Raw genomic sequence first — 11,969 nt, forward strand, 5'->3', positions numbered from 1 at the left:
TTGGCTGGCTTGTGAAAGCCGGCCAGTCTTATATCCGCAAGTCAAATTCAGACAAGTCGTCGCTGCATGGCTCGTCGCTCTCCGGATCCAACGGCAAGATTTCCTTTTTTACCACTACATTCTTCCCTTTTCTTTTGCCATACCACAAGTTTATCATGCTGTTCCCATGAATAATCGTCCTGTCGGGCATCCAATCAATGTCTTCCGGTTCTTCATCATAGACACCCCATTTACGACGTTGGTATGGATAATCCACAACGGTATCTTCGGGCTTGGATTCATATTTCCCCGCATCATCTTCCGACCAGCCTAACGCTTCCAAATAACACCAGAAAGCATTGGGCATTTTGAATGTCTCGGCGGCAAAAATGGCACCTACCACCTTGCCACCATCCGCTTCCACTTCCTTTCTGAAATCTTGCAGGCTATTCCCTGTTGTAAGGATGTCATCCACCACTAATACCTCCTTGCCCGCCAAGTCCTCTTTGAAGAAATAATTTTTCTCCAATGTAACATTTCCTCTGTCCTTTTGCAGGTGCAAGCTCTCCCTGTCGCCCGTGTAACGGACATACGATATGCCGCACACAAGTTCCGGATATTCGTCATGTACATAGTCCGCCATCGTTTTGAACCGCCTCCAATATTTGCGCTGTGTACTGCACGGCATGAACATGACAATGGTACCTGGTTGGGGTTTCAATCTCTCTATTCCGGCCACAAGGAAACGGATGCCATCATGCTTGCCGTCCTTGAAATCCAAAATGGATTGGCAGAACTGTTTTTGTGCTTCACTCAAGTATGGATTGTACCGTGACGGGAAGTAATAGTCCGTAAATACGCAGGGGATTTTCTTCCTCTTGAACACTTTCAGCGGCTGATGGTCGGCCGCAAACCTCGCAACGGTGATGGGGAAAATTTTCCTTGCTTCCCGGTTGCCCGCCAACACCGCCTTGCGGCTGAAATCCCTGCGCAGTTCCAAAGTAGGCGCATACTTGGCGGCAGCGCAATAGGCTTCGCCCAGCTTTCTTCTCCCATACCGTGTAACCAGTATCAGGATTAGCAATAATAGGATGACTAATCGTTCAATCTGTTTTCAGTTGCTTGAATAAAAGACGGCAAAATTAGCAAAATCGACGGCAGCATGGAGTGTTTTCCAAGGGAATATCAAAGATACAATTTTACTTTGTCATTCCTTTTACATGCTGACAGTCATCCGGTTGTACAGACTTCTTACCGTTCGTGTCCATGCCCTTGCCGCCGGGCGTATTTTCTTGTGCGAATTTCAGTCGTCCGCTGTTGATGCCGAAAACTTTTGGGACGAAGGCAGGATGTAGCGGTTGTCCCGATGGCAGGAATCTTCCTTTCCCTTGCGCCAAAGCGTATTCCTGCCAAAAAGTTTGCGTCATAGGCGGGCGGCTCATCCTGCACCGAAAAATAACTTCCTGAGGCAAGGGCAAGCAGCCCGATAGCAGGGAAATAAAAACATCATCATTATGAAATTTACAGTATCATCAACCGCAATGGCGAACAAACTGGCTGCAATGGCCAAAGTAATGAACAACAAACCGGCACTGCCCATCCTTTCCACGTTCATGCTGGAGGTGAAAGAATACACACCGCTGGAAGTGACCGCCTCCGACCTGGAATGTGTATGGCACGGCTCACTGGATATTACAGGACAGGAGGGAACAGGCAAAGTGTGCATCACGGCATCCACCTTGTTGGAGGCAGTGAGAAATCTGCCCGAACAGCCGATTACCTTCACCATCAATGATAATGATAAAAGCGTGACCATTCACTATTTGAACGGACATTACGACATGGCAGGGTTTGGCAGCGATGAATATCCCATGATGCAAGATGAGAGTGACATTCGCTTCGACATGGACGCTGCCACATTGTGCAATTCCATCGACCAATCGCTTTATGCCGTTTCATACGATGCCCAGCGACCTGTAATGACAGGGATAAGCTACACTTTTGCAGGTGGAAAGGTGGAGTGTGCCGCCTCCGATGGGCACAAGTTGGTGCGCAACACCTATCCCTTAGCAGGAAATGCGGAAGATTGCCGTTTCATCTTGTCGGCAAAGGCAGCAAAGATTGTCAAGTTGTTGTTACAGAAGAAGGAGGGCAACGTGGAAGTGGCATACAACGAGCGGAACATTGTGTTCAAAACCGACACGGACAGCTTCAGCACACGGTTGATAGAGGGGGTATATCCCAACTATAATGCCATTGTTCCCACCAACAGCGACAAGGAAGCGACCATCGACCGCCAAGCTTTGTTATCTGCCATCCGTCGTGTGGGCATATTCGCGGAAAGGACGAGCCGCCAGCTTGTATTGTCTTTTTCGGGCATGGCATTGCTCCTCACGGGGCATGACTTTGACAATGCCACTTCGGCCGAGGAAACCGTATTCTGCACCTACCAAGGGAATGAAATCCGTATCGCTTTTCACGCCGAGAACCTCAAAATGGTTTTGGAGAATATGGACGCAGCCGAAGTACGCTTCCGCATGAGCGAAGCCTGCCGTGCCGCCATCATCGAACCAGTATCGAGCGATGGCCAGTCGGAACACTTGGCTTTGCTGATGCCGATGATGTTGCCCGAGTGACACAACAAAAAGTACAGGGTGTTCCCAATGCCCTGTACCCCATCCAAACATATTATCTAACCAACAAACATTTACAATCATGCCTAATTGGTGTAACACATCCCTTGTATTCGAGGGTGACAAACAAGAAATCAAGACCCTTTACCAAACGATGAAAAGGTTGGAAAGGCGCAAAACTCCATTGGTAGAAAACGGCTTTGGTACAAACTGGCTGGGATGCCTTGTCGAAGCCTTGGGTGGCCATTGGAAAGAAACCTATTGCCGAGGCACATGGTTTTCTTTGGAATGTCAAGGGAATATTCTGCGTATGGAAACCGAAACTGCTTGGTCACCCTGCATCGAAACATACGACTTCATCTGTCAAAAATTTCCGTCACTGAACTATTACTACCGCTCCGAAGAACCGATGATGGCGGAATACCTGACTAATGATAGCGATGGACGTTATTTCAAAGAGCGTTACATCGCGGACGTGAATGTTCCCGATGGAGAATTTATGGTGGAGTATTTTAACCGTATGGAAGAAGCCCTGCAATGGATAGCTGAAATAAGCAAGTGCGATATACAGTCGGAAGAAGATGTGGAAGCCCTCAATGAGCAATGGCATACTGGCGACAATGAGGGATATTGTTACCTGCATCATTACCGAATAGTCTAAACAGGCTCAAATCAAACGGATGGTGCGGTTCATGGGATGCCTTACAGGTTTCCCATGCCGCATAAGCCGTCCATACATAGGTTGCCACATATTTTGTTGGCAATAATCACATGATAGAAAACGGGATATGGTTTATATTTGTTTATTTTGCATAGAAAATCACCGATATGGACAAACGAAACATTATATTGGAAGATGGCGGCAATGCCGTGGCAAGTTGCCCGGTCATTGTTTCCGCAAGCCGCAGCACCGACATTCCGGCGTTTTATGCCGACTGGTTTTTCCATCGCCTCCAAGTAGGTTACTCGGTATGGACAAACCCTTTCAGCAAAGTCCGGAGTTACGTATCTTACAAGGATACAAGGTTTATCATATTTTGGTCGAAGAACCCGTACCCCTTGTTGCCTTATTTGGATATTCTGCGAGGAAAGGGCATAGGGTGTTATATACAATACACATTAAACGATTACGAACTCGAACGCTTGGAAACAGGTGTTCCTCCATTGGTGGAGCGCATAGACACGTTCAAGAAACTGGCCACACGTTTAGGCAAGAAAGCCGTGATATGGCGTTTCGACCCCATGCTGCTCATGGAAAGCCTCTCCTTGGACAGCTTGCTTGATAAGGTGGAACGCATAGGTGACCAACTCAAGGGATATACCGAAAAAATGGTGTTCAGCTATGCCGACATCGCTAACTATAGAAAGGTAAAATCCAATTTAGACAAGAGCGGGATATGTTACAGGGAATGGACGGAAGGGCAGATGGTTGAATTTGCAGAACGCCTTTCCGAGTTGAACAAGACGAATGGTTGGAATTATGCCTTGGCGACTTGCGGTGAAAAGGTGGAGCTTGCCCGGTATGGCATAGCTCATAACCGTTGCATCGATGCCGACCTCATCGCCCGCTTGGCTTGGCAGGACAAGACGTTGATGAAGCACATGGGTGTCGAAGTCAAAGAAATAACCTCGCACGGCCTGTTTGATGACGGCTTGTTGCCGTCCGGTGCCATACCATTGCCGGGAAATCGGTATTTCATAAGCCGACATAAGAAAGACCCAGGCCAACGCCTGTTGTGTGGCTGCATGGCTTCCAAGGACATCGGGGAGTATGACACCTGCCCCCATCTTTGTGAATACTGCTATGCCAATTCCTCTAAACCTTCGGCATTGGCTAACTGGGAGCGGCATCAAAATAATAAATTTTCAGAAACAATTACAGGTAAATAATGACTATGGGCAAATATGATTTTATCAAGAAGGGTGCCACAGTCTATTGGCATGACCCGGATGGCGGTTTATCGGATGGGGAGTATGGGATAATATCTGCTCCTGAAGAAATTGAAGAGGACAGCATCATTTTAATAGCTTCCGATTGTTCGGAGGCAGAAGTTTTCCCCACGGAATTGTCCTGTTGCTGAAATGAAATTACAAAAATTGGAAATGGGTCAGCCGTTTGGAAATACCCCACGGCTGACATTTTGATACATGATACAGCATCCGTTTGCAAGAACGATTCCTATTTTACCTACCTCGGCGATATGGCACATAGTCTTCCGCTATAGCCCCCACCAGTTCCCTGTCCTCATGCGCCACCTCTTGCGTATTGCCGTCACCGTCCACATCCATGATGTCCGGCTTGGCTTCGATGCGTTCTTGCACGGCATCAATCTGTTGCGAAATCATCGAGGTGGCTCTTTTTACATCGAACAAGGTCGTTTTCAAGAACTCCGGTGATTCCTGCAAGCTGCCCAGCCACGATTTCAAGTAAGCCGCTGATTCCTCTTTTATCTGTTTTGCCATGCCATACCGCGAGGCCAACAGCGCACTGCCCAGTTCGGCCACCAATTCTTCCCTTGCATACTCCTCCGACCCAAATGCGGCAGGTTTCAAACGGTTCAACCGGCTTTCATGCCCGGAGCTGTGAGTCATTTCATGCAGCATGGTACCGTAATAGGACTCCCCATCTACAAACTGCGACTTTTCAGGGATAACAATTTCGTCTTTGCTGATACTGTAATACGCACGGTCTTGGTGCATGGGGCGAATGGGGCACACCCATAGCCCTTTATCCACCATTTCGTCCAATGGGGCGAACGAGAATGACTCACCTTCCAATTTTACGGGTGGTTTCAGTGCATTGGCAGACCGAATCTTCTCGTATAGTTCGGGACGAGCCTCGCGGAGGTTGGTCTGGTCCACATTGAATACGTTATATACGTTCATCTTCGGATAGACATTGTACCGCTGCTTTTCCTCGTCCGACAGCCGCTTGTACTCGTCATATTTGATTTTCTCTTTCGTTTCCTTGTCCACTACGGTAAAGGTGGTGATGAACACTGGAAACGATTTCTCACCTTTCTGCACGGATACCAACGGCAGCTTTTCCCCGTTCTCATCCACCAAAGGCTGACGCGAGCCGTCCTTCTTCTTGCTGTAATTGAGTGAAAGCGCGGCATCGAAGGTGCAAAATACAGGAAGCTCGTACCCCCTTTTCTCACATTCCAATGCCAACATGAGGGCATTCATCCCGTTGTACTCCCTGCCCGAAAGATTCTTTGGCCATTTCATCATGCCTTCTGTAAACCAAGGCTTCGACCAGTCCTTTTTCAAGGTGGAAATCTTTTCTATCATCAGTTCCGTGAATCGTTCCAACGCCCGGTCTTCCGCCGACGGGCCATCCCTATGGTAATCATTCCTCTTTGCCATGCCTACGCTTGTGTTTGGTTGTTATGCTCCTTTTTTACCCATTCTGCCAACTCTTCCACCCGGCAAGCAATGTTGAGTTTGTCAAGGTAGGCTGACAGTTCCAGCTTGCCTTTGGCTGTTATACCTGTCTTGGGTACAAGGAATGCCTCCCGCTCAGCTGAGAAACGGATGAAACGCACCCAAGTGAAAGCGAAGGCATCGCCATCTTTCTCGGTACTGAAAGCCGAGAACACCAGATACTTGCCGCCTTTTTTATCAGTCTTTTCCTCCACCTGCTTGCCGATGGTGCCGCGAAATTCAATGTCGCCCTCTATGTTGTCCTTGTCGGATGCAGGGGTAAAATCCACTGCATCGGCATGGAAATTCAAGTATAGGTTGTCGCTGCGCTTGCGAAAAGTGAGCGTGCCTCGCATTTCTACCTTTGTACCCACAGCATATGGGTTGGTGTCCGATTCACCTCCATCCATTGACACGGAGATTTCCACTTGCTTGCCCGCTCCCGACTTGGCGGGAATGGTGGTCTTGACACCAAAGCAGATGAATGTTTGTCCCTCGCTATTGGTCCGCACCGTCGCCGCCCGGCTGACCGTGCCGTTGATTGTCACATTGCATTTAATCATATGGTTATCCTTTATTGGTGATGTATTCGATATTTTGTCTATTATCTCATTTGCAGGTTCTCGCCTTGTCCGTTACGTTGTTCCATTCCCTGCTCATAGTTCCGAGCCACTTGCCCGGAAAGGGCGATGCCGCCCACAATTGCCGCCACTTGGCTGCGTTTCTGTTCTGCCGTGGTACCCGTATCGGAAAGGACAAGGGAAAGGCGGTTCATCTCCGATGCGGTCAGTTCATGCGAGAAACTGCCGTCGCCACTGTCGATATGCAAGATGGGGCGGCCGTTGTCCTGCACCTCCAACACGCACTCCTTGCAGGCGGGCAGCAATGCCGAGAGGTCGATGCGTTTGCTCAAGGCCGCTTCGGTAGCCATCCTCATCTGTTCCTCCTTATTGTCAATCTGCATGGCGAGAGCCATAAGCGAGGTGAACATAGTAATGGCCATTTCCACAATGGGGTCAGTACCGTAACCGAGGTGCTCGTTGCTGTCCTCCGATGAAAGTAATTTCTTCATCCACTCATCCGGTGACAGGCCTGCGTCGATAGCCGTGCCGTCTGTGGCTTTGTATTTTGCCAATAAATCCTTGCCATCGTGCAGCAGTTGCAGGTTAATCTTCCCCTTTGGGGCAATCTCAGCCAAGTATGCCGCAGGGTCGATGTCACGCTTGGCGCCGTCGGTGGAGAGTTGCACCACACCGAATTGGAGGTTGTCACTTGACACGCCCACTTGCTGCCCGGCGTTTACCGTATCGCCCACTTTGGCATGGGTGTTCGTCAGGCCTTGGTAGCTGACCTGATAAGTGGTTCCATCTGCCCGTGCATACTCCACGGTCAATGATTTGCCGGCATCCACTGCCACGACCTTGCCATTGTCTTCCGTGGCCAATACGGCTTCATTGTCCGTTGGAAGAGTGATGCTGCGCTGTTCGCCAAACGGCACAGTCACCAACAGAAACTCTGCCCGTTCCAACGGAAAGGCATAATCCTTGCTCTCTCCGGCAAGGTGGCTGTCCCTATCCTCACCCGGTGTCCGGCCTTGTGCTTGCATCTCTTCCATCACCATGCGGTCGTACTTGTCAAGCCCGTTCCGCTCAATGATGCCGATGAGCGAGGCAGCGTAGTTGCCTCCCGTGGCATATCCCGCCTGTTCCAACCCTTTCGCCCAGCCTTGGTAGTCATCAGCTTGCAACTTGAAACATCCGGCATACCGTTTGTTCTCTACCAGGAAACGGGAATGGTGTTCGTAGGAATCGGCCACGCTGTCATAGCTGCAAAACTTCTCATTGGGTTTGTCATCTGTATACAAGCCATACCTGCCGCCACCGTCCAACCAGCCTTGCGTGGCCTTGATGCCGAAATGGTTGTTCTCTTTCTTTGCCAAGGTGCTTTCGCCGTTGCTGCTTTCCAAAATGCCCTGTGCCAGTGTCACGGAGGCCGGAATCCCATACCGACGCATCTGTTCCATCGCAAATGTTGAGTATAAAGTTATGTAATCTTTATTGTTCATATTCTTGGTACTTAATTAGTTAATAATATTCTATACAACATAATTTTAACTACTGTCGCTATGAGAGCAACTAATAGAAGTCCGCCACTTAGGGCATCATAACAACATTTAAGGTGCACGTATGAACGTGTTATATCCATATAAATAATCGCTCTTTGACATTTTGCACAACATGATTTTTCAACTGGCTATAGACTATCTAAAAAAGCCATGAGTTTCTTGTCGTCTCCCCATTTTCGATTTGGATTCTTGACATTTGGGAACTCACACTTTTTTAAAGCTTTTATCTTCTGGTCCATACTTATCTCGGCATAGATGTTCGTGGTGTCAATGGATGCATGTCCAAGCCAATTTCTAACCGTATTAATGTCTGTTCCGGAATTAAGCAAGTGAGTAGCTGTTGTATGTCTGATAGTATGAGGTGATGGGCGTTTGTTCCTGAGGTTTGGATAATCCCGGCTGATAAAGTCAGCATATTTCTTAATGAGAGTATATATGCAGTAACGTGTCATGGGGCTATTGAAGCGATTCAAGAAAAGGAATTCATCTGGCTTTCTTCCTTCCATCATTGGCTTGAGCAAATCCCAGAATTCAGGCCAAAGAGGGCAAGTTCGCTCATGTCTGCCTTTTCCGTGCAAGGTAACAGTTCCCATCCCTCTCTTTTTAGGCATAACGATGTCACCGACATGTATATTTATTACTTCGGAAACCCTAGCACCAGTGTTATACATGAGTAGAATTATAACATGATCTCGTTCTGCGTATTTATGATTTCTGTTGCTTAGTGGAGCTTCTGTAAGTGCCTCTATCTCCTCTCTATCCATGTACGTGATTTGCCTCTGTGTGATTTTCTTTGTGGGTATTTGTCTGATTTGGTGGCACCAATCAATATAGTCAGGGCATTTCCATGCTATGAATTTCGCAAAGGACTTGATGGCCGTAAGTCGTTGATTCCGTGAGGAAACAGATGCATTTCTCGTTTTCTCAATAAACTCGTCCAAGAAAAGTAATACCATCTCCTTGGAAATGTCACTAATATTCAGTTTGTCAATTGCGATATTTGTCTTTCCAGAAACAAATCTAACAAGCATTCTGAATGTGTCTCGGTAACTCATTTGGGTATTGTGGGACATGTTACGTGTCACTGTCAGGAATTCGCCCAAGAATAGTTTGAGCCAATAGCCAAGGTTATCAATCTTTGTTGTCTGTGGCGTTTTCATTGTCTTGATTTTTATAGATGTAAAACAATTCGTTGGCTTTCTCTAATATTTCAGGAATCATACTTAGGTAAACAGATGTATGGGATACATTTGAATGGCCCAAATATATGGAGAGTTTCGGAAGTAAGGATTGTACGTCTTTTCCTTCTTTATACCAACTTTTAAGAACGTTTGTAGCAAAACTATGTCTGAGGTCATGGATCCTTGGTTGATGTCTTTTTAATTCGGGGAAATATAAATTGGCTTTCTTGCGAATTTTTGCGAATATGCAATGAAGGGTGACAAAGTTTACGGGTTTCCCCTGTTTTGACACGAAGACGTAATTATCTGGTTCCATTGGGTAGCTATCGGATTTTCTCCACTCAAAGACTTCGTTTATAAGTTTTGCAACTTGATGGTTATAGGTCACATATCTGGATTTGAAGAATTTACTATCTTCAATATGTATGATTTGCTGTTTACGATCAATGTGTTTAAAACGAAGAGCAAGGGTCTCGCTAATTCTTAATCCCATGGCATAGGTCGTCATCAATATAAAACGGATACATCGCGGATCGGTGACAAGAGATTCAGCTTTCATATAAGTCAATGATGCATCAAACAGGCGTTTTAACTCATCATTGCTATAAATGTAAGCTGGATGAGCATCAGGAAAAACTGGTAATTGTTTTGGGACAGGATTAATCGGGGTATATCCTCTTAGACATGCCCATTCGAATAATTTCTTTATAGCACAGTGGTCTTTCTTCCATGCGGTAGTAACGGTTGTGTTCCTTCTGTTTAAGAAGGAAGTACAGTCTTCTTCTGTAATTAGTTCCGTTTCTTTTGATACTCCTACAAATTTGGCAAACTCTCTTATGGTATGTTTAATCCTTGACTTTTTGTCAGATGAATCCCTATATTTGAGAGAATCCCGGAAGGCGATATATAATTCTGTAACTGTCTGAATATTCATAATACACCATCAAAATTTATGTTAGAAACTTCGCGTAAAGACTGAAAATCAACTTTTGCATAAATTCTTGTTGAATCAATGCTTTTATGCCCAAGCAAGTCACCTACTTCCTTCATCGTTTGTCCATTGTTTATTAAGAAAGTAGCATAACTATGGCGCAATGAATGTGGACCTTTATGCTTGATTGATACATCTTGCAATTCTCTACGCACAATATCATGAATTGCTTGACACGTAATAGCACGAAAAGGAGCCTTGGCACAGAAAAACAAACTATCATTGTGTGAATCATTTCGTCTTTCACACCGAAGATATTCAATGATTGCTTCACCAACAGAGTGTAAAAGGGGGAACGTTTGGCTTTTGCCACCTTTTGCATGTTGTATATGAATTTGTTCTTTACGCCAATTAATGTCTGATATTTTCAGATTTGCGACTTCACTACAGCGTAGCCCATAAGTCGCTAACAACAAAACGATTGTATAGTTTCTTCTTGCTGATTTCCCCTTGGCGTTTTTCATTCGTTGAAGTATTGCCTGAACCATATTCCAAGACATAAATGAAGGCAAGTTTTCCTCTTTATATATTCGCGGAAGTACAACGGCTTCACACACCCCAGGTTGACACCATCCTTGCTCTGCGGCATAGTGTAAGTAGGAACGAATACGCGCCATGTATGCTTTAATGGTTTGTCTGTTTGTATGGCATGACGTATACATTTCTATGCACTTGTCAATATCAGCCAAAGTGATGGGCTCTTCTGTGTTTTGCTTGCCTATCGTGTCATAAAAGCGATGTAGCGAGCGCAAGGACGAAGTTAACGTAGCGTATGAATATCCTCGATATTGCAAATCTTGAAGATATTTCTCTATGCGGATGTCACTTATAGATTTAGTTTCTTCCACTTTATACATATTCATGGCTGCCAGCCATTTCTTTGCAACAGTGACGAAAAATGTATCATTCCATTTTGACCCGGATTTCTTGTGCGAACTTGGATCCGAATAATCCTTCCATTTCTGTGCTGCTGCAAAAATCTCTTCGTCAGTAACCATTTGGGTATTTTTGAGTCGCAAAAATTCAATTAAATGAATCTGGTATTGGGCATAACGGCGTAATGTTTCCTTTTTGTGACCACTCAAACGATACCCGTTAAGGAAAGAGACCCGTTCTTGGAAGAAAGGAGCAACGATGAGTTTGACTTTATCAAACTTACGTTCTACAAGTAGATTCACCACGTTGTCATAGTAGCGGATATCCAACAAACCGATATACTCCAGAAAATCGATAGAACGAACTACAAATTTTTCTTCATCTAACACCATCTGATGAGTATTCTTTTTACGGGATTTTTTGGAAATTGATTTTGCCCATAACTCCGCTTTGCTTACGACTTCGTTTAATGAGATTCGTGTAGTGCTTCCATCTTGAAGATTGTAACAAGAAACAAACGCCAGAAGAATACGTGCCCAATCTTTCAGATGTTCTTGGCATAGACCTTGTTCGCTTTTCATAGAAAGAAAGCGAATACGCACCTGGAGTAAAGGAGCATCAAGATGTTTCCTTTGCGTTGGCTTGGATTTAAATAATTGCGTTATCATACATTAATAGTTTATAGTGAAACATATCTTCTGTCTGAAAACGAACGTACAAAAAATTATGTTGTGTAGAATCTCATTAAGCATAATAAT

At 45.7% G+C, this 11,969-nt stretch carries 11 protein-coding genes and 1 pseudogene; 4 read left to right on the forward strand and 8 right to left on the reverse strand.

Annotated elements, in window-relative coordinates; translation table 11 throughout:
* Positions 1 to 28: 28 nt before the first annotated feature.
* Entirely contained in the window at positions 29 to 1,063 is a 1,035-nt protein-coding gene (locus B5F71_RS00175) for a phosphoribosyltransferase family protein (protein ID WP_241148508.1), read from the reverse strand.
* A gap of 115 nt (positions 1,064 to 1,178) precedes the next feature.
* On the reverse strand, positions 1,179 to 1,406 hold the full coding sequence (locus B5F71_RS00180) for a hypothetical protein (RefSeq protein WP_087206886.1): 228 nt from the start codon (positions 1,404 to 1,406) through the stop codon (positions 1,179 to 1,181).
* 87 nt (positions 1,407 to 1,493) lie between these two features.
* Here B5F71_RS00180 and dnaN point away from each other — a divergent pair, with 87 nt between their 5' ends.
* The 4 genes from dnaN to B5F71_RS00200 all read left to right on the forward strand — a co-directional run bounded on the left by dnaN (position 1,494) and on the right by B5F71_RS00200 (position 4,693).
* Positions 1,494 to 2,615 (forward strand): DNA polymerase III subunit beta, encoded by a 1,122-nt coding sequence (gene dnaN / locus B5F71_RS00185; protein ID WP_087206888.1) that lies wholly within the window; start codon positions 1,494 to 1,496, stop codon positions 2,613 to 2,615.
* Positions 2,616 to 2,694: 79 nt separating this feature from the next.
* Positions 2,695 to 3,273 (forward strand): hypothetical protein, encoded by a 579-nt coding sequence (locus B5F71_RS00190; RefSeq protein ID WP_087206890.1) that lies wholly within the window; start codon positions 2,695 to 2,697, stop codon positions 3,271 to 3,273.
* Positions 3,274 to 3,440: 167 nt separating this feature from the next.
* Positions 3,441 to 4,502 carry a DUF1848 domain-containing protein gene (locus B5F71_RS00195; protein WP_087206892.1) on the forward strand — a complete coding sequence of 354 codons (1,062 nt, stop codon included), beginning with the start codon at positions 3,441 to 3,443 and terminating at the stop codon, positions 4,500 to 4,502.
* A gap of 5 nt (positions 4,503 to 4,507) precedes the next feature.
* Positions 4,508 to 4,693, forward strand: a complete 186-nt coding sequence (locus B5F71_RS00200) for a hypothetical protein (RefSeq protein ID WP_087207137.1) — start codon at positions 4,508 to 4,510, stop codon at positions 4,691 to 4,693.
* 217 nt (positions 4,694 to 4,910) lie between these two features.
* Here B5F71_RS00200 and B5F71_RS00205 read toward each other — a convergent pair.
* The 6 genes and pseudogenes from B5F71_RS00205 to B5F71_RS00230 form a co-directional block, all read right to left on the reverse strand.
* Positions 4,911 to 5,981, reverse strand: a pseudogene (locus tag B5F71_RS00205) (zincin-like metallopeptidase domain-containing protein); the annotation flags it as partial.
* A 2-nt stretch (positions 5,982 to 5,983) separates the two neighbouring features.
* Positions 5,984 to 6,601: a hypothetical protein gene (locus B5F71_RS00210; RefSeq protein WP_018667491.1), complete on the reverse strand. Its 618-nt coding sequence runs from the start codon at positions 6,599 to 6,601 to the stop codon at positions 5,984 to 5,986.
* Positions 6,602 to 6,642: 41 nt separating this feature from the next.
* Positions 6,643 to 8,061: a glucosaminidase domain-containing protein gene (locus B5F71_RS00215; RefSeq protein WP_241148509.1), complete on the reverse strand. Its 1,419-nt coding sequence runs from the start codon at positions 8,059 to 8,061 to the stop codon at positions 6,643 to 6,645.
* A 230-nt stretch (positions 8,062 to 8,291) separates the two neighbouring features.
* The gene (locus tag B5F71_RS00220) at positions 8,292 to 9,323 is read right to left on the reverse strand and encodes a tyrosine-type recombinase/integrase (protein WP_032571688.1); all 1,032 of its coding nucleotides are present in this window, start codon (positions 9,321 to 9,323) and stop codon (positions 8,292 to 8,294) included.
* Positions 9,295 to 10,278 carry a tyrosine-type recombinase/integrase gene (locus B5F71_RS00225; protein WP_032571687.1) on the reverse strand — a complete coding sequence of 328 codons (984 nt, stop codon included), beginning with the start codon at positions 10,276 to 10,278 and terminating at the stop codon, positions 9,295 to 9,297. Before B5F71_RS00225 ends, B5F71_RS00220 begins: the two co-directional genes overlap by 29 nt.
* On the reverse strand, positions 10,275 to 11,879 hold the full coding sequence (locus tag B5F71_RS00230; RefSeq protein WP_032571686.1) for a tyrosine-type recombinase/integrase: 1,605 nt from the start codon (positions 11,877 to 11,879) through the stop codon (positions 10,275 to 10,277). Before B5F71_RS00230 ends, B5F71_RS00225 begins: the two co-directional genes overlap by 4 nt.
* Positions 11,880 to 11,969: the final 90 nt, after the last annotated feature.

Origin of the sequence: Bacteroides sp. An269, assembly GCF_002159755.1 — a bacterium.
GTDB lineage: Bacteria > Bacteroidota > Bacteroidia > Bacteroidales > Bacteroidaceae > Phocaeicola > Phocaeicola intestinalis.

Coding starts and splice junctions, on each gene's coding strand:
- B5F71_RS00180 (WP_087206886.1), bottom strand. CDS start 1,406: ATGACGCAAACTTTTTGGCAGGAATACGCTTTGGCGCAAGGGAAAGGA.
- dnaN (WP_087206888.1), top strand. CDS start 1,494: ATGAAATTTACAGTATCATCAACCGCAATGGCGAACAAACTGGCTGCA.
- B5F71_RS00190 (WP_087206890.1), top strand. CDS start 2,695: ATGCCTAATTGGTGTAACACATCCCTTGTATTCGAGGGTGACAAACAA.
- B5F71_RS00195 (WP_087206892.1), top strand. CDS start 3,441: ATGGACAAACGAAACATTATATTGGAAGATGGCGGCAATGCCGTGGCA.
- B5F71_RS00200 (WP_087207137.1), top strand. CDS start 4,508: ATGGGCAAATATGATTTTATCAAGAAGGGTGCCACAGTCTATTGGCAT.
- B5F71_RS00210 (WP_018667491.1), bottom strand. CDS start 6,601: ATGATTAAATGCAATGTGACAATCAACGGCACGGTCAGCCGGGCGGCG.
- B5F71_RS00215 (WP_241148509.1), bottom strand. CDS start 8,061: ATGGAACAGATGCGTCGGTATGGGATTCCGGCCTCCGTGACACTGGCA.
- B5F71_RS00220 (WP_032571688.1), bottom strand. CDS start 9,323: ATGAAAACGCCACAGACAACAAAGATTGATAACCTTGGCTATTGGCTC.
- B5F71_RS00225 (WP_032571687.1), bottom strand. CDS start 10,278: ATGAATATTCAGACAGTTACAGAATTATATATCGCCTTCCGGGATTCT.
- B5F71_RS00230 (WP_032571686.1), bottom strand. CDS start 11,879: ATGATAACGCAATTATTTAAATCCAAGCCAACGCAAAGGAAACATCTT.